At 68.0% G+C, this 23,399-nt stretch carries 19 protein-coding genes; 1 reads left to right on the forward strand and 18 read right to left on the reverse strand.

What is annotated here, in order from left to right; translation table 11 throughout:
- Positions 1–445 precede the first annotated feature (445 nt).
- The 14 genes from B5F79_RS07695 to B5F79_RS07760 form a co-directional block, all read right to left on the reverse strand.
- Positions 446–1,480: a fibronectin type III domain-containing protein gene (locus B5F79_RS07695; RefSeq protein ID WP_087219765.1), complete on the reverse strand. Its 1,035-nt coding sequence runs from the start codon at positions 1,478–1,480 to the stop codon at positions 446–448.
- 295 nt (positions 1,481–1,775) lie between these two features.
- Positions 1,776–2,975: a LuxR C-terminal-related transcriptional regulator gene (locus B5F79_RS11215; protein WP_087219767.1), complete on the reverse strand. Its 1,200-nt coding sequence runs from the start codon at positions 2,973–2,975 to the stop codon at positions 1,776–1,778.
- Positions 2,976–3,286: 311 nt separating this feature from the next.
- Entirely contained in the window at positions 3,287–4,630 is a 1,344-nt protein-coding gene (locus B5F79_RS07705) for an AI-2E family transporter (RefSeq protein WP_087219770.1), read from the reverse strand.
- Between the two features lie 53 nt (positions 4,631–4,683).
- Positions 4,684–5,511: a SigB/SigF/SigG family RNA polymerase sigma factor gene (locus B5F79_RS07710; RefSeq protein ID WP_087219773.1), complete on the reverse strand. Its 828-nt coding sequence runs from the start codon at positions 5,509–5,511 to the stop codon at positions 4,684–4,686.
- Positions 5,504–5,872, reverse strand: a complete 369-nt coding sequence (locus tag B5F79_RS07715; protein ID WP_087219777.1) for an ATP-binding protein — start codon at positions 5,870–5,872, stop codon at positions 5,504–5,506. The genes B5F79_RS07710 and B5F79_RS07715 overlap by 8 nt, the downstream gene beginning before the upstream one ends.
- A gap of 25 nt (positions 5,873–5,897) precedes the next feature.
- A complete protein-coding gene (locus B5F79_RS07720; protein ID WP_087219780.1) occupies positions 5,898–6,470 on the reverse strand; it encodes a hypothetical protein in 573 nt (190 codons plus the stop codon).
- 51 nt (positions 6,471–6,521) lie between these two features.
- Positions 6,522–7,931 carry a replication-associated recombination protein A gene (locus tag B5F79_RS07725; protein WP_087219783.1) on the reverse strand — a complete coding sequence of 470 codons (1,410 nt, stop codon included), beginning with the start codon at positions 7,929–7,931 and terminating at the stop codon, positions 6,522–6,524.
- 268 nt (positions 7,932–8,199) lie between these two features.
- Complete coding sequence (locus B5F79_RS07730) at positions 8,200–9,201, reverse strand: alpha/beta hydrolase (protein ID WP_087219785.1); 1,002 nt, start codon at positions 9,199–9,201, stop codon at positions 8,200–8,202.
- 213 nt (positions 9,202–9,414) lie between these two features.
- Positions 9,415–10,659, reverse strand: coding sequence for a deoxyguanosinetriphosphate triphosphohydrolase family protein (locus B5F79_RS07735; protein WP_087219787.1), 1,245 nt, complete (start codon positions 10,657–10,659; stop codon positions 9,415–9,417).
- 13 nt (positions 10,660–10,672) lie between these two features.
- On the reverse strand, positions 10,673–12,061 hold the full coding sequence (locus tag B5F79_RS07740) for a hypothetical protein (RefSeq protein ID WP_087219791.1): 1,389 nt from the start codon (positions 12,059–12,061) through the stop codon (positions 10,673–10,675).
- Positions 12,062–12,229: 168 nt separating this feature from the next.
- A complete protein-coding gene (locus B5F79_RS07745; RefSeq protein ID WP_158094864.1) occupies positions 12,230–14,038 on the reverse strand; it encodes a GNAT family N-acetyltransferase in 1,809 nt (602 codons plus the stop codon).
- A gap of 133 nt (positions 14,039–14,171) precedes the next feature.
- Positions 14,172–14,945, reverse strand: a complete 774-nt coding sequence (locus B5F79_RS07750; RefSeq protein ID WP_087219797.1) for a metallophosphoesterase family protein — start codon at positions 14,943–14,945, stop codon at positions 14,172–14,174.
- 120 nt (positions 14,946–15,065) lie between these two features.
- Positions 15,066–15,596: a very short patch repair endonuclease gene (locus tag B5F79_RS07755; RefSeq protein WP_241147281.1), complete on the reverse strand. Its 531-nt coding sequence runs from the start codon at positions 15,594–15,596 to the stop codon at positions 15,066–15,068.
- Positions 15,590–16,555 carry a hypothetical protein gene (locus B5F79_RS07760; protein WP_087219800.1) on the reverse strand — a complete coding sequence of 322 codons (966 nt, stop codon included), beginning with the start codon at positions 16,553–16,555 and terminating at the stop codon, positions 15,590–15,592. The genes B5F79_RS07755 and B5F79_RS07760 overlap by 7 nt, the downstream gene beginning before the upstream one ends.
- A gap of 182 nt (positions 16,556–16,737) precedes the next feature.
- On the opposite strand from B5F79_RS07760, the gene B5F79_RS07765 reads away from it, so the two are divergent.
- Positions 16,738–17,964 (forward strand): MFS transporter, encoded by a 1,227-nt coding sequence (locus B5F79_RS07765; protein ID WP_087219803.1) that lies wholly within the window; start codon positions 16,738–16,740, stop codon positions 17,962–17,964.
- Between the two features lie 302 nt (positions 17,965–18,266).
- Here B5F79_RS07765 and B5F79_RS07770 read toward each other — a convergent pair whose 3' ends face one another.
- The 4 genes from B5F79_RS07770 to argJ all read right to left on the reverse strand — a co-directional run bounded on the left by B5F79_RS07770 (position 18,267) and on the right by argJ (position 23,328).
- Positions 18,267–19,328 (reverse strand): type IV toxin-antitoxin system AbiEi family antitoxin domain-containing protein, encoded by a 1,062-nt coding sequence (locus B5F79_RS07770; RefSeq protein WP_087219806.1) that lies wholly within the window; start codon positions 19,326–19,328, stop codon positions 18,267–18,269.
- A 499-nt stretch (positions 19,329–19,827) separates the two neighbouring features.
- Positions 19,828–21,105, reverse strand: a complete 1,278-nt coding sequence (locus B5F79_RS07775; RefSeq protein WP_087219808.1) for an acetylornithine/succinylornithine family transaminase — start codon at positions 21,103–21,105, stop codon at positions 19,828–19,830.
- Positions 21,106–21,118: 13 nt separating this feature from the next.
- Positions 21,119–22,000, reverse strand: a complete 882-nt coding sequence (gene argB / locus B5F79_RS07780; RefSeq protein ID WP_087219811.1) for an acetylglutamate kinase — start codon at positions 21,998–22,000, stop codon at positions 21,119–21,121.
- 41 nt (positions 22,001–22,041) lie between these two features.
- A complete protein-coding gene (gene argJ, locus B5F79_RS07785) occupies positions 22,042–23,328 on the reverse strand; it encodes a bifunctional glutamate N-acetyltransferase/amino-acid acetyltransferase ArgJ (RefSeq protein ID WP_087219814.1) in 1,287 nt (428 codons plus the stop codon).
- Between the last annotated feature and the right edge of the window lie 71 nt (positions 23,329–23,399).

Here is a 23,399-nt window from a genome sequence, read left to right on the forward strand (position 1 = left end):
TGCGGACTCTTGGCCGTGAGCGTTGAATCAGTCACCGTGACAGGACCGTCCGACTCTACCGCGTAGTGGTTGTAATCGCGCATATCAACATCGAGCGTGCTAACACCGGTGACGGAGACGCCCGTTCCACCGAAGACTCTGCCATCAACGTCAATCTTGCCGCCCTTGGCAACCGAAATGGCGCCAACGCACTCGATTACGCAATAGGCGGAGTCAACAGATCCCGTGAGCATCGAGCCCACATCCGAAACCTCAAGGTCACCGCTCATGTACGCCCTACCCGTTACGTCAACGGAAGCGCCGTTCTCGATGCTAACGTCACCCGAAGAATTAATCGTGTAGTAGGAATCCCACGTGTCAGTAGATGCTTCGAGACTTGTGTCCGCACCCGTCACTGTAAGGTCTTTGGAAATAATGGCGCAATACGCCTCCTTGTCCGTGCAGCTTATCTCAACTTGAGCACCATTCTGTATGGTGACGTCACCCCCATTGGTGGTAATGCCACTCTCTTTGGAATTAACGATGAGCTTCGCGCCGTCGATGGAGATCTCGTTCTGGGCGCTGATGCCCGTCTGACCCTCTCCACCGTTCGGCTGCGTGACTGTAAGACTGCCGGAGCCGGTAATGTGGTGGCGCCCTTTTGGGTCATGATAGGGCCGCACGAGTTCGAGCCTTCAAGCGCAATGGTGAGCGCGAGCGTCATACCGGGGTCGACCTCAATGCTGCAGTTCCCCTCGTTCGTGCCCGTAATGCTGGCATTCTTGAGCGTGAGTGTCTGCGAGCTCGGGTCGTACGACACCGTGCCGTCATTGAGAACGTCCGCAGCATTCGCGCTCGTCACGTCAACACCACCAACGGTGAGGCCGTACTCGACCACCGGGGTCTTCCAGGTGGCGCTCTCATCGCTCTTGGCGCTCCAGTCGCTACTGGTGTACTGGGCATCGTTTGCGGGCCCTATGGCACGAACCTCAAAGGCGTACGTGGCGCCATCCTTCGGTGTGGGTACGAGAGAGGTGAGCTCGCAGGTGGTGCCGCCCTCGACTTTTTTGGTGACCACTTTACTCGTGCTACCCGACACCGTCTCGTAGAACCTAACCCAATACCCTTCGGCATGCTCGACGCTGCCCCAGCTCGCGGTGAACCCGTCATCACCTGTCCAGGAGAGGTTGTTAGGCGTAGCGAGCTTTACGAGTTGCCCGGTCGTATAGGAGTAGGTGAAGGCGTCCTCCGCCCTACCGACCTCCTTCATGGAGCCATCCGTTTGCTTCTCGTAGTACACGAACGTGACGGGATGGCTGTCGTTCAACCCCGAAACATCCCCATCCCCTATGCTGCCATAGAGCTGCTCTGCCGCTTGGAAGAGGTTCTCTATGTCGTAGGAGTACTCACCGTCCACGGGCGCCACGCTCGCATCGGCGTCATCCGGACCGAACGTCAGGTCACCGAGGTCTATTCGACTGTAATACTCCCCCCTCTGCATCCCAGTGCAGCACGCCGTTCCTATCGAGCGTGGCATCCGGGGTCGGGCTGAAGCCCTGCGCAAGAGCCACCCTGGGCAACAGCCCCAGGCACAGCACCAGCATAAAGAGCAAGCCTATAGTCCGTTTTCTCATGATCCACCACCGTCCTCTCGGTCCAGCGTGCTAGCAGGGAAAACCTGCCGTAACACCAGTATCCAAGAGGGGGATGGCGGGCGCATCACCTGTTACGGAGACAAGTCGGGTGAGGGACAGCGCGAGGCCGCGGCGCCAGGTCCTTCTCGCCCCGCGCCCCCGCTAGGACAGCATGAACCGCCCGAGGTCCTGGCGCCTCCTTATCCCCAGCTTGCGCAGGGCGCTGGAGACGAAGCTCTTGACGGTGTTGGCCGAGACGCCCATGTGCTCGGCGATCTCCTGGTTGGTCCACCCGCGGGCAGCCAGCATGCACGCCGCGAACTCCGTGGTGGTGAGGTTGTCCGCCACGTCCTCGCCGGTCGCAGGGTTGTGAATGCGGCGCCAGCCGGCGGAGAAGCGATACGTGATGTCTATGATGCGACGGAAGTCGTCCGGCCAGGCGGGCTTGATCACGGCCTCGAGCATCCCGCCCAGAAGGCCGTGGTGCTCGCCGAAGGGCTCGATGAGGTCATCGGGACGGGCGAGGTCCCACGCGGCGAGCAGGTGCCTCTGCGCCTGCTCGGTCTGGCGCAGGCCCATGTGACCCATCACGGCAACCAGATGCAGGTAGACGTCCACGATGGGATACGTCTCCCCGCGCACGGAGAACGCGGCGTCCACCAGGCCAACGCACCGGCCATAGTCCCCCTGCAGGTAGGCGTGGTGGGCCTGGAGATAGAGAGCAAAGAGCCTGAGTCCCCGCGGCAGAAGCGGAACGAGAGCGGGGAGCTCGCGCGCAGCCTCGGGGACGGGCAGGTGGAGAAGGACCGCGGCTCCGGATGCCATGAACGCGGCTACCGCCCTGTGCTGGGGCGGCACGGTGTCGTCCGCCGCCTCCAGCGCGTCCCGAACGCCGGCCAGCGCGCGACGGGCTGAGGGTATGTCCCCGAGCGTGAGGCTCGCGAATCCGTAGATCCAGCAGGCGGAGAGCCTGAGGGCGGGGTCCTCGGAAGACAGGTAGGGCTCCGCCTCCCCCGCGGCGAGGTCCGCCTTCCCACTGAAGTAGTGGCACTCGGCCAGTGCGACGGTGCGGACGTCATCGTCCTCGATCGACTCGACGCACGCGAGGCAGCCGCCCGGCGCGAAGGCGGTGTTCAAGAGCGGCATGGGCACGAGCTCGGGCACGGGAGCGGCGTCATCGGGCTGCCCCGACGCCCTTCTGGCACGACGGGGATCCTCCGGCTTGGGAGCTCCCTCGGGGATTGCCCACGAGCGGCCGAACCGACGCGCACCGTCTATGCGCGCGTCGCTGCACAGCTGTTGGACGAGCCTCTCGGAGATGCCCCACTCCCGCGCAGCGTCGCGGACGGTCCAGTATGCCAAGGTCCCTTCCCTCCCGTGGTGGCCTGCCCTCGATTCTCTTCGCTTTGACGAAACGTTTCAACTCACGCGCGAGGCGCAGTCAGCTGCGGCCAGCACCGCGCGACGGCGAGAGCAAACTCGGAGATTTCTGTATATTGCACAGGCACCCAAAGGGCTGAGAAGAACGGCCAGCTCGTCTACCAGCGCAAACGCGGAGGCGTAAAGCCGAGCCGCCCGGGAGGCGCCCCGTAAAGTACAGAAAAGTCGGAGTTCGTCCGCGGCACCAGTCGTCCGCGCCGCAGCCCGGCCCCGGCGCCGCACCCGCCCGCAGGCTACGCGTTCTTCTCGCCCGGCGCGTCCTTCTTTGCGTCCGGGGCCGCCGGGGACGCCGACACTGCTCCCGGCGCCGCACCGGGCGCCGCCGCAGCCCGTGCCACCACGACCGCGGCCTTCTTCTGCTCGTGCAGGCGCGTGAGGCCGTCGAGCAGGCGGGAGCGCGCGATGAAGGTGTCGTCGTCCAGCGCGTCAAAGGTGGGCTGGGGCCTGCCGTCCGCGTAGTTGAAGGGCGTGGACCCAAAGAGCGCGCCCTCGCGCGAGACCAGCTGTCGGCCGGTGTGGGACTCGAAGTAGTAGACGAAGAAGCCCTTGATGGCGGCCGTGAGCGGCACGGCCAGGAGCATGCCCACGGCGCCTCCCAGCGCACCGCCGATGATGATGCCCACGAGCGAGAGCGCGGGGTGAATCTTGATGGAGGACTGCATCACCAGCGGCGAGAGCACGTTGTCCGTCACGTTCTGCGCCACCACGGTGATGACGAGCGTCCAGAACGCGCACACCGGGCTCACGAAGAAGCCCAGGAGAACGCCGGAGATCGACGAGAGGAAGGGACCGATCACGGGCACGAAGTGCAGCACGAAGGTGGCGATGCCGATGAGGCCGGCGTAGGGGTGACCTATGAGCGCAAGGCCGGCGGCCACCATGAGGCCGTTGGCGAGCGAGGTGATGAGCGTGCCGCGCATGTAGCCGCCCATGGAACGGGAGAGGACGGCAAAGGTGAGGACCATCTCCTCGTCGTACTCCGGACCGGCGATGACGGCGAGCTCGCGCATGATCTTGGGGTAGTCGAGCGCGAACCAGTACGCCAGGATGAGGCCCAGGAAGAAGGTCACGAAGTGGCCGGCAAGGTCCGTGAGGTTGGCAACGAGCCCGGTGGAGAGGTTGCGCGCGAGGTCGGACGCTATGCCGGAGCCCGCCTCGGTGAGCACCTGGAAGAGGGCGTTCACGGTGTGCTGGACGTTGGTGTTGTTGGTGGTGCCGAAGTAGTCCCAGAAGGCGGCGAGGCCGTCCTGGAGCTGGGTGAAGTAGGACGGGACGTTTCTCAGGAGCACCATGAGCTCGCGTGCGAAGGGCCCCACAAAGAGCGCGACGACGGCCACGATGGCCGCGAGCACTATGAGCAGGGCGAGAAGGGCCGCGATGCTGCGCGGGAGGTGGCGGTCCTCCAGCCAGTTGGTGATGGGGCTGCAGACGAAGCCCACGATGACGCCTATGACCAGCAGCTCGACCGCCTGGCCCACGATGGCGAGGCCGCGCACCGCCAGCAGGAAGAGCACGATGCCGCCCACGATGGCCCAGGCTATGGTCGCGCGCAGGCGCCACTTCTCGTATCTGGTCATTTCCCTCCTTCTGGGGCCGGGACGGGGGCTCTCCGCCGCTCCGTCCCGTCGCGTCACGCGTGCATGAGGCCCTCGGGGTCGATCTTGTCCTGAATGCGGCGCAGGGTGCGGCGCAGCAGGCGCGAGACCTGCACCTGGGAGATGCCCAGGCGCTCAGCGATCTCCACCTGCGTGAGGCCCTCCTCGAAGCGCATCTTGACGACCTCCTGCTCGCGCGGGGAGAAGTCGGCGATGGCCTGCTCGAGGACGATGCGGTCGTCGGACGCGGCAAGGTCCGGGTCCTCCGTGGCGTAGTGGTCGATGACCGAGGGGGCCTCGTCGTCCTCGCCCGAGCCGCCGCCCTCCAGGGGCACGGAGCTGTAGGCGCTCGAGGACTCCATGGCCTCGAGGACCTCGTCCACCGTGGATCCCAGGTGCTCGGCGATCTCCGCCACCGAGGGGCTTCTCTGCAGCTGGTTGGTGAGCTCGTCGGTGGCCTGGTTGACCTTTGCGGAGAGCTCCTGGAGCCGGCGCGGCACGCGCACGGACCAGCCCTTGTCGCGGAAGTGGCGCTTGATCTCGCCCATGATGGTGGGCGTGGCGTAGGTGGTGAACTCGAGGCCGCGCTCCGGGTCAAAGCGGTCAATGGCCTTGATGAGGCCGATCGTGCCCACCTGGATGAGGTCCTCGAGCGACTCCCCGCGGTTCTTGAACTTGGAGGCGAGGAAACGCACCAGGTTGAGGTGGCTCACGATGAGCTGGTCGCGCGCCTCGGAGTCCCCCTCCTGCTTGTAGCGGCGGAAGAGCTCGCGCGTGCGGTCCTTGTCCCAGGCGACTCTCCTCCCCGACCTGCGCGCCGCGCGCGAGGCCGCGGCGGGCAGCTCCTCGGGGGACCTACTCATCGCGCGTCTCCCCCGATCGGATGACAAGGTGCAGCGTGCGGCCGTCCTCTGAGACGCTGAACACGTCGCACACCGCGGAGAGCAGCACCTCCACCAGGTCGAGGGCGTCGTCCTCCGGGTCCTTCTCGCCCAGCGAGAAGTCCATGACCATGCCCTCGGGAGAGAGCGAGAAGGACACGTCGACCGTCTGGGGCGCCGTGGCGCAGCTGTAGACGAAGCCCTCCTCAGCCACCATGCGCACGTCCTCGACGGCATCGACGCTCATGTCGCAGCACACCGCCAGGGTCGAGGCGCTCATGCGCACGGTGCGCGCGAACGCCGCCTCGGCGGGGACAACAAGCCTGACGTTCTTCTGGTCCATCATCTCTCCCACTCGCTCCTGCCTGCTACTCGCCGTCCTGCGTGGTCTCTGCCGGGACGTCCTCGGCGCCCACGCTGCCGTACTCGACGTAGCGCACGGGCGTGCGGTCCGGGCGGCGCTCCGGCTCCGGGGCGGGCTCGGGCTCGGCCGCGCCCTCGAGGCGGGCGGCGGGCTCGGGCTCGGCGCCCCCGCGCAGGCGGGAGACGACATTGGCAACGCCGGTGGCGGCGCTCTCGGCGACGCGGTTGACGGCGCCGGTCACGGTGGAGGCGGTGCCGGAGACGGAAGAGACGTCCTCAAGGATGCCGTTCACGCGCTCGAGCGAGACGTTGACGGACTCGACAGCCACCTCCGTGCTCTTGAGGATGGGCACGACCTCCTTTGCCGCGGGCTCGAGCTCGTCCACGATGCCGTCCAGCTTTGCCACGACGGGCTGGGCCTGCTCGATCACCTGCGTGGCAGAGGCGATGGCCTCGTTTGCCGAGGTGGCGAGCTTCTCTATGTCGCGACGCGCCGAGCGCATGGTGAGGGCGACCTCCACGACGGCCCACACGGCTATGACAACGAGCACGATCAGCGCGATCTCCAGGAAGTCCATTGCGCCCTCCTTAAGGCTTGCATGCGGGGCACCACGCCCCGAACCTTCATTTTACCCAACTGACCCGGGGTCAATCTCGCTCGTACGGGCAGTGGCGCCGCCCGCCGCGACATCAGAGCTCGCCGCCGTCGCCTCCGCGACGTCGCGGCCGATCGCGTCCATCCGCCAGGCCTCCCAGCCGCGCTCGCTGGGGTGGTAGAAGCACCCGCGCTCGAGGCCCTCGGGGAGGTAGCGCTGCGGGACCCAGCCGCCCGGATAGTTGTGCGGGTACAGGTAGGGCCCGTACTCGTCCGAGCCGGGGCGGTGGCGGTCGCGCAGGTGGCTCGGCACCTCGCGGCGCGGGCCCCGGCGAACCTCCTCCAGCGCGGCGTCTATGCCAGCCTCGGCGGCGTTGGACTTGGGCGCGAGCGCGAGGTAGGTCGCGGCCTGTGCCAGGTTGATGCGGCACTCCGGCATGCCGATGACCTCGGTGGCCCGGAAGGCCGCGTGCGCAACGAGAAGGGCCTGCGGATCGGCGTTGCCCACGTCCTCCGAGGCGCAGATCATGATGCGCCGCGCGATGAACTTGGGGTCCTCGCCGGCGTCGAGCATGCGGGCGAGCCAGTAGAGCACGGCGTCCGGGTCGCTCCCGCGCATGGACTTGATGAACGCGGAGATGACGTCGTAGTGCATATCGCCGGACTTGTCGTAGGTGAGGCCGCGGCGCGGGTTGGCCTCGAGGACGTGCTCGCGGGTGATGGTGGCGGGGACGGGGTCCTTCTCGCCGTCCTTCTCCCCCACCGGCTGGTCCACCATCTGGCTCGCCAGCTCGAGCGAGGTGAGCGCCGCGCGCCCGTCCCCTCCGGCAAGGGTCACGATCTCGTCCTCCGCCTCCGGCGAGAGGACGAAGCGGCCGGCCAGCCCCTCCGGCGCGGACACGGCGCGCTCCACGAGCTCGCGCACCGAGGCGTCGTCGAGCGGCTGCAGCTCCACCACGCGGCTGCGGCTGATGAGGGCGGAGTTGACCTCGAAGTAGGGGTTCTCCGTCGTGGCGCCCACGAGGACGACGATGCGGTCCTCCACCGCGTGCAGGAGGGCGTCCTGCCGGCTGCGGTTGAAGCGGTGGATCTCGTCCACAAAGAGGATGGTGCGTCTGCCGTACGAGAGCAGGCGGGACTCTGCGGCCTCGATCTCGCGCCGCAGGTCCTTTACCGTGCCGGTGATGGCGCTGACCTCGACGAACTCCGCGTGGGTGGTGTTGGCGATGATGCGCGCGAGCGTGGTCTTGCCCGTGCCGGCCGGGCCGTACAGGATGACCGACGAGAGCGTGTCGTGCTCGATGGCGCGCCTGAGCCAGCTGCCCGGGCCCACGGCCTTGGCCTGGCCCACGTAGCCGTCGAGCGTGGTGGGGCGCATGCGGGCCGCGAGCGGCGCGTTGTCGTTTTTGCGCGCGGTCTCCACGCGCGTGAACAGAGTCTCCATGGGAACGATTGTACGCCATCGCGCGGGTTGCCGCCCGCCGGGGCAACACGCTTCTGTCGGCAACCTACAACGGGCGGCGGAGGTGCAGGAACGCGACGTTCTTCTGGACGGAATTGTCGCGCTGCCGCACCTCAACGGTTGGGGTGCGGGAACGCGACAGTCTGGCGGCCGTAAGTGTCGCGCTGCCGCACGCCAACGGCTGAGGTGCGAAAGAACGACGGTCTTGCCGCCCAAACTGTCGAACTGCCGCACCTCGAGCGACGCGCTCCTAGAGGTGGCGTGCGAGGAAGTCGTCCACGGTCCCCCAGTAGAGCTCGGGGTCGGTGCTCGCGGCGAGGCCGTGGCCGGCGCCGGGCACCACGAGCTTCTCCTTCTCCTCGCTCGCGCAGGCGTCATAGCACTCGTCGAGCATCGAGAAGGGCACGAAGGCATCCTCGTCGCCGTGGATGAAGAGCATGGGAACGCTCGCGGAGCGCAGGCTCTCCACGGAGGAGGCCGCCTCGAAGGTGTAGCCCGCGCGCAGCAGGCACGCCGCGTCGGCGACGTTCAGGATCGGGAAGCTCGGCAGGCCGAAGACCTTGTCCAGCTGCAGCACGAACTCGTCCCAGACGCTCGTGTAGCCGCAGTCCTCCACGATCAGGCGGACGTTCTCCGAAAGGCCGCTCATGCCGGAGGCCATCATCACCTCGGCGCCGCCCATGGAGACGCCAAAGAGGACGATGCGCGCCTCGGGGTCGCGCGCGACGATGTCGTCGACCCAGCCCAGGAGGTCCTTCGCGTCCCCGTAGCCCATCTGGATGAGGCCGGCGTCGGCGTTGCGCTCGTGCCCCCGCGCGGCAGGAGCCAGCACGTTCATGCCCAGCTGGGAGAAGTGGTAGGCGTACTTGGCGATGTCCGCGGGTTCGCCGATGTAGCCGTGGCAGACCACTGCCCAGGTGTGACCGTCGGAGTAGGCGGCGCCATCCGCACCGTCGAGCTCCCAGCCAAGAAGAACCGTGCCGTCAGACGCCTGGTGGGAGACGCTGCGCTTCTCGGAGTCGAACCAGGAGGCCGCCGCCTCGGCGTAGTCCTCGTCGAACTTGGGGGCCTCGGCATAGTCGAGCCCGCCCACATTGCCCTCGTGGATGGAGTGGGACATCGAGACCTCGGCGTGCGGGTTGAGCGCAAAGTCAACGAGGAAGTTCCCGGCAAAGCCCAGGCCAACGAGCACGAGCGCGACGAGCGCCGACACAACGGCCAGGATTCTCTTGGTTCTTCTTGCCAGTGCCATGCGGTCCCTTCCGTGCCAAACGCCAAGCTCGGGGCGCCATTCTACCCCTGATTGAAACTCAGTCAAAGCGAGCTGCGCATCATGCAAAGGGAGGTTGTTGCACGAAACGGGACGTGCCTGAAACGTGCAGAAGTTTGCCTATTTGGGGACGTGCCTGAAACGTGCAAACTTTTGCACGTTTCAGGCACGTCCCCAAATAGGCAAACGGCATCTTTAGGCGAGGATGCCGGGGGCGAAGTAGCCGCGGCTCGGGAAGAGCCCGGCGGCGTCCGGGAACACGGCCTCGCAGGTGGCCATGAAGTAGTCGTCGGTCATCGAGGAGATGAAGTCCACGACGGTCTGGTCGGGGTCGCTCTCCCAGTCGTAGTCACGTCCGTAGTACTCGAGCCGCTGCTGGGTGGGCAGCACGTGGTGCGCGAAGATCGCCGCGGACTCGTCGCCCGCCGCGAGCGCCGCCAGCTCGTGCTCGTAGAGCCGCCCAAAGAGCTCGGCCACCTCGGCGGAGAAGTCGCCGTTGACCTCGCCCGCGCCGTAGATCTTCTCGTAGTTCTCGCGCTTGGCGCGGCGCATCTCGGAGAAGGCCTCCTCGCTCATCTCTATGCGGTCGCGACCAACGCTGTGCTCGATGACGTCGGTCACGAAGGCCGCGAGCGCCCAGGCGTTGTACGCGCCGCCCAGGCCGTCGTCGAAGGTCCCCTCGTCGCAGAGCCCGGCGCGGATGGCGTCCTGCCGGTCCTTGCCCACGTAGGCGATGATGTCCGAGACGCGCACGACGCAGCCCTCGAGCGTCATGGGACGCAGGTGCGAGATGGCCTCGTCCCCACCCTCCCAGCAGGACTCCACCACGCGGTCGAAGGTGTCGAACTCCGCGAGCCCACTCGTCTCAAAGACCTGCTGCTCGAACTCGCCGTTGTGGCAGAGGGCGCCGTCGAGCGTCTGGAGGCTCACGTTGCGCCCGGCGAGCGCGTCGATCACGCGCACGCTCTGCACGTTGTGGAAGAACCAGCGCCCCGTGCGCGCGTGGTAGACGTCGTTGAGGAAGCGCTCCCCCGCGTGGCCGAAAGGCGTGTGCCCCAGGTCGTGCCCGAGGGCGATGGCCTCGATGAGGTCGAGGTTGAGCCCGAGCGCGCGCCCGATGTCGCGTGCCACGCGGGCCACGAGCTGCACGTGGAGCCCGCGTCGCGAGAGGTCGTCGTTCGCGCGGAACGAGAAGACCTGCGTCTTTCCCGCCAGGCGGTTGTACGCCGGGAGGTGCACGATCTTCTCGGCGTCGCGCACGAAGGAGGGGCGCACGCAGGTGTCGCGGTCACGGTCGCAGGAGTCGCGGCGTATGGCGGAGGCGTCGCGGCACGCAAAGGGAGAGAGCCTCCCCGAGGCCAGGCGCTCGGCCACGGCCTCGGAGGCCTCACTCGAGAGCTGCCCGGTGAGCCCGGGCGCGAGCCTGTTGATCTCCGTCATCCGGGGCGCCCCGCTAGTCGCTCACGACGAGGGTGCCCATGTCCATGCGGTGGTCCCAGTAGCCCGCGGGGCCCTCGTAGCCGCAGCGGGAGTGGATGCCGCCGAACTTGCCGCGGAAGAGGTAGAGGCCGGTGATGTTGCGCACCGTCACGGTCTCCGCGTTGTCCGAGCCCGCGGCCGCGCCGCCCGCGAAGACGGGCGTCTCGTAGGCCGGGACCATGCGCTGGACCACGCCGCCCTCCTTGGCGCAGGCCAGAAGGACGCGCCACCAGTCGTCACCGGTCTCGCAGTCCCTGCCGGCGATGGAGCCGCCCGCGGTTGCGGTATAGGCCCCGGCGGGACGGGCGACCCAGAGGTCCTTGTCCGCGAGGTAGGGGGCGAGGTCGGTGTCGGCGGTGAGCTGGTGCGTCTCGATCACGTGGGCGCGCACGAAGGCGACCTCCATCGGGTCCAGCACGGACTCGATGGCGTCGGAGCACAGGACCGAGAAGAACGAGGGCGTCGAGACCGGCCACGTGCGGAAGCCGCCGATCACGCACGCAAGGCCGCGGCGCGCGGCCTCCACGAGGGCGTCGACGCCCTCGCAGGGCTTCTCGAGCATCTCGCTCACGAGGGCGCGGCGGTAGACGCAGGCGATGGGGCCCTCGGAGTCCACGAGGCGGCGCGCGCCGGCAGCCTCCTCGATGCGCAGGTCGCGGACGTCCACGAAGCGCGCGAAGACGCCCTCCTCGGCAAGGCGCTCGATGATGTCGGCGAACTCGCCCTCCGTGGCGCTCTCGGCGTAGTCCACGATGCCCACGACCGGGCGCTCGGGGTGGTTGGTGCCCTCGTCGGCGTTGGCCCAGGAGGTGTAGGTCTCGCGCAGGGCGGCGATGACGCCGTCGGTGATGTCGAAGGTCTCGATGGAGTGGTGGCGCTCGGCAAAGCAACGGTAGCTCTCGGAGCGCTGGACGGCGCGGGTCACGTCCACGGCGGCGGTCATGCCCTTGGCGCTGTCGGTCACCACGCCCAGGAAGGTGTAGTCGCCCTTCTCCTCGTCATAGAAGGCGTCCACGCGGGCGAAGGGGACGAGCTGCTCGTAGCCGGTGGGGATGAGCGTGAGCTCCTCGACCTCGGCGGGGAGGCAGAAGAGCTTGCGGAAGTCAGCGTCCTGCAGGTAGCGGGCGGTCACCTTGTCCATGATGCGGCCCATGGTCTCGGCCGCCTGGGAGAGGGCGTCCACCTCGGCAGAGCCAAAGACCTTGGGCGTGAGCGCCCAGGTGGAGGAGCCGTACTTGTCAACAAGGGGGTGCGAGGCCTCGAGGTAGGCGTCGCCCAGGGTCCTGCCCTCGGCGTCACCTCCCAGCTCTCGCACGATGTCGCAGAACTCGTCCTCGAGCGCGCGGCTTCTGAGATTGCTCATATGATGACTCCGATCTAGGAGGCCTGGTTTGTTTGGGCATGTGCAGACACTGCGACATGCGGCGTGCATTGTAGGTGCTGCCGCGCAAAAACGCAAAGGCAGACCCCCTGCAAGCAGCCCATTTGTGAATCATTGGTGAGGGAGATGGGCCCGGGCGCCCCTCGGGCGTCACGCCACGACCCAGAAGTTCTCCGCAGGCCTGACCTCGAAGCCCATCGCACGCTCCAGGGCGAGCGAGGCCTCGTTGTCCGGCCACACCTCGGCCCAGGGCACGTTGCCCTCCTCGAGCGTGCGGGCCACCTTGGCCGCGGCGAGCGCCGTGCCCCAGCCCTCGCGCCTGTGGTCCACGGACACCTGGAGCGCGCCCATGCACCCCTCGGCGTGCTCGCCCACAAAGCCCACGAGCCTCCCCTGCTCGAAGCCGCCCAGGAAGGCGCCCGCCTCGAGAAGGTCCTCGAGCTCGCCCGGCGTGAAGTACTCGGCGTGGTCGTAGCGCTCGCGGATGAGGTCGGCGTAGGCGGGGGTGAGCACGCGGATGTCGCGCTGGCCCCGGACCCCGGGGGCGTCCCCGGTCCAGACCACCACGTTGCAGGCGCGCGGGTAGCCGTCCGTCGCGCGGGCCACCTCGCGTGCGAGGACGCGGTCGCCGCACACCATGGTCACGCCGGAGCCGGGCCCCAGGCAGGTGAGGGCGCGGCGCAGCGTGCTGCGGGACGGGCCCATGGCAACGCGGTGCCCGCCGGGAAACTCCACCACCACGGCGCCCTTGGAGGCAAGGAGCACCGTGCCCAGGCCGCGCCGGAGGCACTCCGTCAGCGGGAACGCGAGCTCGCCCTCCTTCTGGGCGAGCCTGAGCGCGAGCGCGCGGCGTGCCTCGGGCGAGGCCGCCGTGGCGTCCGTCACAAAGGCGAGGCGCTCGGCGATCATGCGCTGGCCCTCGGGCCCGGGGTGGTCCGAGCCGTCCGCCAGGAGCGCGTCGAGCTCGCCCGCGTCAAGGAGCGCGGAGCCGTCCACCACGCGCACGTTGGCATGGGGCGCGGCGGCGCGGCGGATGAGACCGTCGATGGCGTCCGCACAGCTGCGGGGATGGGTCTCGTAGACGTCCTCGGCGTGCGGCAGGCGCGTGAGCACCCACACGGGAACCTCCGGGAAGGCCTCCGCCACCTCGTAGAGGTAGGTCCTGATCTCCGGCCAGACCCGCGACTCCAGGCAGGGCTCGAAGCGGTAGTTGGCGCCAAACTCCACCACCACGGCGGCCGGCCTCACCCTCCCGGCAAGGCCCGCGAGCGAGCCCACCTGGAAGACCTGCGCGCCCAGGCCCTGGTTCACGAGGTCGAGGCCCAGGTGGTCCGCCAGGCGCGCGGGCCAGGTGAGCCCGGGGTCCCCACCCACGAAGCCCTGGGCGATGGAGTCGCCCAGGACGAGGAGCTGCTCGCGGGCGGCAACGGGCGTGAGGTAGGTGCCGTCCGAGCGCACCTCCCGCACGGAGCAGGACGTGAGGCACGGCAGCCACACGCGCACGCGATGGGGCACGCCCATGCCCGGCAGGCGCTGGAGCCCCGGCTCGGGCGCGACCGACGGGTCGTCGAGGAGCCACGTGAGGACGTTCTTCTCGTCAGGCAGGGCAAGCGGCAGGCGGCGGTCGTCTATCTCTATGCCCACGCCGTCGTAGGGCGGCTTGGGGCCTCCCGCATGGCGCTCCACGTCAGCGATGACGGAGCGCGAGCTCCTGGGCGGCTCGTCCAGGCGAAGGTCCAGCTCCACGCGCGTGGCATCCGTCTCGAACTCGAGGGAGACGCCGGCCGTGCACGCCGCCATCTGGCGAAAGACCCCCGGGTGCCACGCGCGCACGCTCCCGAGGGCGCGCAGCTGCTCCGGGGCAAAGCGGACGGGGCGGACCCAGCCGCCCGGCTGGGGCGAGGTGTCAAGGGCGCCGTGCAGGAGCTCTGCCGCACGCACGCAGATGTCTAGACCCATGGAGTTCCTCTTGCTGGTAGAGGTGGTTTCTGCGTGACACATTGTACATGGGCGCGCGTCCGCGGGCGAGAAGGCAGGTACGTCGGTTGACGGCGGCCGCCAGTCAGACGTGCCGGGCAGGCCACGCGCGGGGCTACTCCCCCTCCTGGAGGGGCTCGTAGAACTCCCGCTCGTCGTCAAGGCGAAGGACGAGCACCTGGCCCAGGCCGGCACCTGCAGCGGCGCAGGCGTCTATGTCCCAGCGGTCCCGCCCCACGCGCACCATGCGAGCGTGCCCGTCCTCGCCCACCGGCTCGCGGTCCATCTCGAAGGCCATGCCGCTCAGGTAGGGCGTGGGCGTGTGCCCGGCAATCACGACGGGCCCGCTGCCGTCCTCGCCGGAGAGGCCGCGCGGCGCCCCCCAGAAGTCCTCGCGGATCCAGGCGAGGTCCTCGGGATCCTGCATCGAGAAGAACGCGGCCACGCCCGCCTCGTCCCAGGACGCCGGGACGGGGGCGGTGAGGCGCACGCCCGCGTGCACGAGCAGGTAGAGGCGCTCCCCCACGCGCGCCCGCGTCCAGCGCGGCAGCCCGCGGATCCAGCTCTCGAGCTCGGCGGCCTCGTCCTCGGGAAGCTCCGCGAGCCCCGTGGAGGTGGCGGCGCCGCCGTTGAGGCCCCAGTTCACGGCGGCCAGGCCGTCGGCGGGGTTCTCGAGGCAGGAGATCATGAGGTCCTCGTGGTTGCCCATGAGGACGCGCACGTTGGGAAGCGAGCGCACCGTGCGCAGGACGCCAACGGGGTCGGGACCGCGATCGATCATGTCCCCGAGGCAGAAGAAGCGGTCGTCCTCCGAGGGGGAGATGCGGTCGAGCACGCGCTCGAGCGGAGCACGGTGGCCGTGCACGTCCGAGAACACGTAGGTTGACATGGGGAAATCCCCCTCTCGTCTGGTCCCGGCAGCGGGTGGGAGCCGGATTCGCTCTGGTTTAGCGTACCATTCCTGCAGCTCACGCGCTCAGCAGGGATGTTCCTCAGGCCATCCGGGGCGCTAGGGGCGCCGGTGGCGGAGCCGCTGGCGTCGCTCGCGCAGCCTCCAGGCGGGCGGGGACCCAACCTCCACCACGCGGGCCGGGAGACGCTCCTCCCCCGCGCGTCGCACGCAGGCCACGACCTCCTCCATCGTGGCGTCGAGGCGCCCCTTCTTGAGCCGGCACTCCCACACCACGATGACGGTCCAGCCGGCCGAGACCAGAAGCGCGTTGTCCCGGGCGTCGCGGGCGCGGTTGCGCGCGAACTTGGCCTCCCAGAACTCCGGGTGGGTCTTGGGGCGCGAGGGGCCGCAGTGGGGGCAGCGATGCCAGAAGCAGCCGTGCACGAAGATGGCCACGCGACGCCCGGGAAAGCAGATGTCCGGGTGGCCGGGCGCCTTCTTCCAGTGGAGGCGGTACCCCGTGAGCCCGGCCTCGCGCAGGGCCGCGCGAACCTTGAGCTCGGGGCCCGTGTTCTTGCTGCGGTTGGCCTGCATCACGTGGCGCGTGGCCTCGGAGGAGGCCGCGGGCACGCCGGCGCGGGCTACCACGTATACGGGGCGTCCGGGGCGGAGGTCGCCCCCTCGAAGTTCACGTCCGCGGTGAGGGCGCGCGCCGCCTCGAGGTCGAGGTCGGGCGAGAAGAGCCCGGCGAGCGTCAGGGGCGCCGCGGCGCGGGCATCGTGCCAGAGGTCCCAGAAGCTCGCATGGGAGGCCTCGTGCGTGAACGGGTTCTCCCAGGGCCCGTGCCCCCGGTTGTCGAAGTCCGAGGTGAGCTCCGCGCGAGAGCGGTGGGACATCGAGCGCACGAGCGAGAAGGGCTCGCGCGTGACCAGGCGCTCCAGGCCGCCCAGCACGGCCCGCTTGCGACCCGAGGGAGAGTCGAAGGCGCTCTGGACGAGGCGGAACTCGCGCACGGCGATGGAGAAGGTCCGCGGGTCGATGGGCCGGTCGTAGACCCAGAGCGCCACGTAGAAGTAGACCTTGTCAACGGCTGCCAGGACCGCCCGGCTGGCGGCGAGCACGCGGCTGTGCGGGCGGTAGCGCTCGACGGTCTGCCCCGTCACGGAGAAGAGCACCATCTCGTCGAGGTCGCGCTCTATCTCCGCGTGGACCCTCGGGGCGGCGCTCTCGTCCAGCCCCGGCACGCCCGCGGAGCAGATGCCGTTCTGCCAGTGGTAGACGAAGGGGTGGATCGTGGAGTCGAGCAGCCAGTGACAGGCGAAGCCGGCCACGTAGGCGCGAGCGAGCCTGCGCTCGCGGCCCTCCAGGCGCTCGGCGGCCTCCCTCATGGCAACGAGCAGCTTCGCCGGGCGGGCGTCGTGCATGACGTTGCCGAGCGGGCTCCACTTGTGCATGAGGGGATCTATCACGAGGTAGAAGAGCGGGTCTGGTCCCTGGTTGCCCAGGAGAAACGCGTCCTTCTCGTCCCGCGTCCTAAATCCAAGGAGGTCAGAGGCGTCGTCCATGACGTCGCGGCCAAAGAGGTCGTGCGTGAGAATCGCCGGCATGGCAGCCCTTTCGTCGTGTGCCTGCTTCGATTATGCCACGCGGGCCGGTCGTTCTTCGTGGCCGTTCTTGCGAGCCGGCGCCCCGCCCGTCCTTCTCGGTGGCGCTTTACCCAGTTCTTACCGCCCGGCGGGACCTCGCTCGCCTACCATAGACGTGTTGCGGCACTGCGGAAAGGAAGCCAATGGCACACCAGAAGATGACAAAGGCCGAGAAGAGCTGGATCGTCTACGACGTGGGCAACTCCGCGCTCGTCCTCCTTGCCACGAGCGTCATCCCCATCTACTTCTCGTCCCTTGCGCCCGAGGGCGGGGTCGTCGTGGCCTGGAGCTACGCCGAGACCGTGGCGTCGCTGATCATCGCCCTGCTCATGCCCATCCTGGGCTCGATCGCCGACATGCAGGGCATGAAGAAGAAGTTCATCGTGGGCTGCGTGGGCACGGGCGTCGTTGCCACCATCGCCATGGGCTTCGTCACCGCGGCGCTGGCGTTTCTCGTGGTGTACGTGATCTCCTCGGTGGCGCTCAACTCCTCGATGGTCTTCTACGACGCGCTGCTGGTGGACACCACCACGGACGAGCGCATGGACGAGATCTCGTCGGCGGGCTACGCCTGGGGCTACATCGGCAGCTGCGTGCCCTTCATCGCCTGCCTGGGCGTGGTGCTGGGCTACGAGACGCTGGGCATCACGCTGCAGACCGCCATGCAGATCGCCTTTTGCATCACCGCGGCGTGGTGGGCCATCTTCACCGTGCCCCTACTCAAGAACGTGCAGCAGCTCCACTTCAAGCCGCGCGCGCCGCACGCCGTGAGCCGCGCCGTGAGCGGCCTCGCCGGGACCCTGCGCGAGATCTGGGCCAACCGCGCCATCCGCTACTACATGATCGCCTACTTCTTCTACATCGACGGCGTGCACACCATCATCAAGCTCTCCACGAGCTACGGCACCGACCTCGGGATCGACTCCACGCAGCTCGTGCTGGCGCTCCTGGTGACGCAGTTCGTGGCGTTCCCGAGCGCGATCATCTACGGGCGCCTCTCGAGCCGCTACGGCACGCGCCGCATGCTGCTCATCGCCATCGCCGCGTACTTTGGCATCACCCTCTTTGCGACGTTCTTCCTGCGCTCCGCCGTGGAGTTCTGGTTCCTGGCCATTCTCGTGGGCATGTTCCAGGGCGGCATCCAGGCGCTCAGCCGCAGCGAGTTTGGCAAGCTCTGCCCCAAGGAGCGCGCCAACGAGTACTTTGGCTTCTTCGACATCTTTGGCAAGTACGCCGCGATTCTGGGCACGTTCCTCGTGGGCACGTTCACCGCGCTCACCGGCAACTCCAGCATCGGCGTGCTCTCGATTGCCGTGCTGTTTGTCGTGGGCTTCTGCATGATGCTGCGCGTCCCAGAGCGCACGGCATAAGGGCACGGCACGAGGGGGCGCGTGCCTGCGTTCTTCTCGGCACCTTGCGGCTCTTCTCAACCTGTTGGTGTGCGGGAGATGGACGGTTCTGACCGCGAAACCGTCCATCTCCCGCACCTCTTTTGTTGACGTGCAGCATAACGACAGTTCCGGCCCCGAAACCGTCCATCTCCCGCACCTGTCCGGCAGGCGTGCGAAAGAACGACGTTCTTCTCGCTAGTTATGTCGAGATACCGCACGCCAATTTCCAAAGTGCAAAGCCGCGACACAAAGCCCCGGCCAAACGTCGCGCCAGCGCACCGCTACTCGTGCGCTGCGCGTCGCAGGGCAGCCCAGTTCGGAATCATTGGCGTGCCATCGGGAAGAGCCAGATCGGAGCCCCGCTTGGGAACCCCGTATTCATCGAGAACGGAAGCAAACGCCACGGGGTCGTCTGTTACCCCGAACCTGAATCGCATGAGCGAGACGTCGTACAGCGTGAACCGCGACCCGCGGATGTTCTCGTCCGAGAGGACCTCGCCGAGGCTCCGCCCGCCCATGAGCTCCTCCTCCAGGTACTTCCCGTCCCCGTCGAGCTCGCCCAGGATCACCAGCCCGTCCGAGCGGACCCAGCAGAAGTCCGCCCGGTACGGCCTCCCCTCCCCCGCGACGCGCGGCACCTCCACCTGGAGCTCGGGGCAGACGTAGCCGAGCGAGAGCATCCTGCCGCGGGCAATCGACTCCCCACCGTTCTCGCTGCGAGGATCTGCCCAGGAGAGCGTGGTGAGTGCCAGCTCTTTCCCGCTCAACCGGGACGACGCCCGCTGAAAGTGCTCCTCGAGCTCGGATCGACGCACCACGCCAGACCTCAGGGCGGAGTCCACCACCCCAAGGCCATGCGGGAAGTCGGCCCATCTCAGACAGTCGAACACCGTCTTTTCCGGCGAGGTGACGCGAATCCCATCGTGCTGCTCCACCTCCAGGTCGACGTCGCCGGGGACGAGCACGCCGTGCCTCCTCACGAGCCCGTGGTCAGAGCCCCTCTCACCCGGCGCCACGGCAAGATGCACGTTGTCCGTCAGCGAGAACGAGACGTCAATGCCGTAGACAAGGGCTGCCGTGGGGCCGCAGAACACCCAGTTGGGATGCATGGTCTGCAGGCCCCGAACCACAAGAAGCATCTGATCGTTCTTCTTGAGCCCACTCCACGTCCGAGACGAAACAAAGAGGCCGGGAGCCGGGGAGACGACCGTTCCGGCTGCCACCCTTCGCTGGAGCGCGCGCCGGATAGCCCCCGAGCCCTCGCCCCGGGGAACGTAGCAGCTGCCCTCCCCCTCTGAGCGAGAGAGAAGGTCCGCGATTCTCTCCTCTACGATCCGACTCATTGCTGTCCCCCTCCCCAACGCAAGGCATCGTGCTAGGGAGGGTCATTGTCGCTCATTGGCCAGAACGGTAGGGCTGTCTTCTTTGATACGATTAAGACTGTGATATTATCTAAGAAATCGGTAGCTCTGTGACAACCAGTTCTCAGAGGTTTTGAACAGATGAGCTAAGCACGCTAATTACCCACTTCCCCTCCGCTCGCTCGTGAGCGGAGGGTCTAGGAACGCCAGCGGTACATGACGGGGCCCGTGAGGGACGCGTACCGATATCTTCCCCGACGCTCCCAGGCGTGCGGATAGTCGACGGTTTGGGCGGGAAAACCGTCGAACTCCCGCACCTCAACCGGAGGGGTGCAAAAGCTCGACGGTTCCATCTGGAAAAGTGTCGTGCCGCCGCACCTTAACCGTTGAGGTGCGGCGGCACGACAGATTTGCCGAGAAGAACGTCGCTCTGGCGCACGCCTCAACCTGCAGGAGGGTTCGCCAGGCGACGGCCGGCAGCCTACGCCAGGCGGTCGAGGATCTTCTCGAGGCGGTCGCAGGCCTCGTCGACCTCCTCGCGAGTGATCACGAGCGGCGGGAGGAAGCGCAGGATGGAGCTGCCGATGCGGTTCATGACCAGGCCGTCGGCCAGGCCCTCCTCCACGACCTCGGCGGCCACCGGCGCGTCGAGCTGGGCGCCGCGCATGAGGCCGTGGCCGCGCACCTCGATGACGTGCTCCATCGCGGTGAGGCGGTGGCGCAGGTGACGGCCCACGGAGAGCACGTGCTCGCCCATCTCGCGGTCGACGAGCTCCTCCACGGTGGCAAGCCCCGCGGCGCACGCGAGGTTGTTGCCGCCGAAGGTGGAGCCGTGGTCGCCGGGGCCCATGAGGTTGGCCACGCGGGCGCGCGCGGCGACGGCGCCCATGGGGAAGCCGTCGGCGATGCCCTTGGCCATGGACACGATGTCGGGCTCGATCTCGCAGCGCTGGTAGCTGAAGGGCGAGCCGCAGCGGTAGAAGCCGGTCTGTACCTCGTCGATGATCAGAAGGACGTTCTTCTCGGTGCAGAGCTCGCGGACGTCGCGCATGTAGTCGTAGTTGGCGTTCCAGACGCCGCCCTCGCCCTGCACGCACTCGAGCATGACCGCGCACGGCGCACCCTTGCCCGAGCGGTTCACGGCCTCGCGCAGCGCGTAGATGTCGTTGAGCGGCACGGAGACAAAGCCGGCGGGCATGGGCCGGAAGCTCTCGTGGAACTTGTCCTGGCCGGTGGCGGCGAGGCCGGCGAGCGTGCGGCCGTGGAAGCTCTGGCGCGCGGTCACGATGGTGTAGGCGCCGCCCAGCTCGCGCTCGCCCCAGCGACGGGCGATCTTGAAGGCGCCCTCGTTGGCCTCGGCGCCGGAGTTGGCGAAGAAGGTCTTCCAGCGCGTGCCCGTGGAGCCGACCACGTGGCCGCCCTCGTCGGTGGTGGTGGAGAGCATCGTGGAGATGGCGGCAGCCAGGTGCACGCGGTTCTCGTCATAGAAGTAGTTGCTGGTCTGCCAGACGCGGTCGAGCTGATCGGCGATCGCCTGCTTCACGCGCGGGTTGCAGTGGCCCAGGCTCGCGCAGCCGATGCCACCGAGAAGGTCGATGTACTCCTTGCCCGCGGAGTCCACGAGCGTGGCGTCGTGCCCGGAGACAAACTCCACGGGGTAGCGGGAGTACGTGGGCATGATGTAGGCGGAGTCGGCCTTGGCGACCCTGTCCTCGACGGTGGAAAAGGCGGACGTGCTGTCGTTCTTCTCGTCAGTCATGGGGCTTCCTCTCCTAGGACTCGTCCTGTGTGAACATGGTACCGCAGCCTGCGTCGGTGAAGATCTCCAGAAGCAGGGAGTGCGGGAAGGTGCCGTTTAAGATGACCACCTCGGAGACGCCGGCGTCGAGCGCCTCGGAGATGGAGCGGATCTTGGGCAGCATGCCGCCGTCCAGCCTGCCCGACGTGAGCAGCTCGTGGGTCTCGGAGCGCGTGAGGCTCTGGATGAGGGTATCCTCGTCGTGCACGTCGCCGTAGAGGCCGTCGACGTCCGTGAGGTAGATGAGCTTGTCCGCGCCCATGGCCTCGGCTATCTTGCCGGCGGCGACATCCGCGTTGATGTTGTAGAAGCCGTCCGGAGCGCAGCCCACCGTGGCAACCACGGGGATGTAGCCGTCCTCGAGGATGGTCTCGATGAGGCTCGGGTCGACCTCGCGGATGCGGCCCACGCGCCCGAGCTCGGGGTCGATGGGCTCGGCCTTGAGGGTCTTGCCGTCCGCGCCGGAGATGCCCACCGCGTTGTGGCCGTACTCGTTGAGCGCCCAGACCAGGTCCTGGTTCACCTTGCCCACGAGCACCTCGCGCACGGCCTCCATGGTAGCAGGGTCCGTGACGCGCAGGCCGTCCTTGAACGTGACTGGGAGCCCGAGCGCCTTGACGTGCGCGCTGATGGCCTTGCCGCCGCCGTGGACGAGCACGATGCGGATGCCCAGGAGCTTGAGCATCTCGATATCCGCCACAACCTGTCGGCAGAGCTCAGGGTTCTCCATGGCGGAGCCGCCGTACTTGATGACGAAGGTCTTGCCGGCCATGCGGTGGATCCACGGCAGGGCCTCGTTCAGGACGTCGACCTTGGAGGCGGCGAGGTCGCGCTCCTGCCTGTCGCGCTGCTTCATGTCTGCTCCAATCTGGCGAGAAGAACGTGGGGGCGTCTGGTCTACGTGCGGTAGTCGCCGTTGATCGTGACGTAGTCGTGGGTGAGGTCGCAGGTCCAGACGCGCGTGGCGGCGTCGCCCATCCCCAGGTCAACGGTGATGGCTATCTCGGGTGCCTCGAAGCGCCGCAGCATGTCCTCCTCGTCCATGGGAACGGTGAGACCGGCGCGGCACACGGGGACGCCCATGAAGTCGATGTCGACGCACGTCTGGTCAAAGGGCACGCCGCACTTTCCAGCAGCGGCGGCGACGCGGCCCCAGTTGGCGTCGTGGCCAAAGACCGCGGTCTTCACGAGGGGCGAGTTGGCGACCGCTCTCGCCACCGTGTCCGCGTCGGCCTCGCTCGCGGCGCCCGTGACGGTGACGGTGACGAGCTTCGTGGAGCCCTCCCCGTCCGCGGCGATCTTGCGCGCGAGGTCGACGGCGGCAACGCGAATGGCGGTTGCCGCCTGCGGGTATGCGGGATGGTCGAGGTCGATCTCCTCCCCGCCGGCAGCGCCGGTGGCAAGGAGGAAGGCAGAGTCGTTGGTGGAGGTGTCCGAGTCCACGGTCACCTTGTTGAAGGAGACGCGCACCGCGGAGAGGAGCGCCTCGTGCGCGGCCTCGGCCGTGAGGGGCGCGTCCGTGGCGAGCACCGCGAGCATCGTTGCCATGTTGGGCTGAATCATGCCCGAGCCCTTGACGAAGCCGCCCACGTGGAAGGGCCGCGAGCCGCCGTCGCGCTGCGTAAGCTCGCCCGCGACGGAGACCTCCTTGGGCACGGTGTCCGTGGTCATGACGGCGCAGGCGGCGTCATGGGCCGCGGCGGACGTGGCGGCAAGCGAGGCCACGGCCGCCGGGACGCCCGCCTCGTAGGGCGCGAAGGGCAGCTGGACGCCGATGACGCCCGTGGACGCCACGAGCACGTCGTTCGCGGCGCAGCCCAGCTCATCCGCCACGTAGGCGCATGCGCGCTCGGCGCAGGCGAGGCCGGGCTCGCCCGTGGCGGCGTTGGCATTGCCGGAGTTGAGCACGATGGCGCGGGCACGGCCGTCCGCAACGTGCGCGCGGCTCACCGTGACGGGGGCTGCGCAGAACCGGTTGGTGGTGAAGGTCGCGGCGGCCACGCAGGGGTCGTCGGCCACGACAAGGGCGAGGTCAAGGCGCGCGGGGTTCCTGCGGAACCCGGCCGAGACACCGGCGGCGCGAATGCCCGCGGCAGCGCAGACGCCGCCCTCGCAGGGCGTGAGGTCGCAGGCCTCGGGGGTATCGGGCACGGCCGGGACCGCGAGCGGTGCAAAGTCAGTCATGAGGTTCTTCTCCGTTGCTTGTCTGTCCCGCGGTCTCAAAAATAGTTCGCACTGGAACACGGAATTGCGAC

This window comes from Olsenella sp. An285 (assembly GCF_002159625.1).
Lineage (GTDB): Bacteria > Actinomycetota > Coriobacteriia > Coriobacteriales > Atopobiaceae > Thermophilibacter > Thermophilibacter avicola.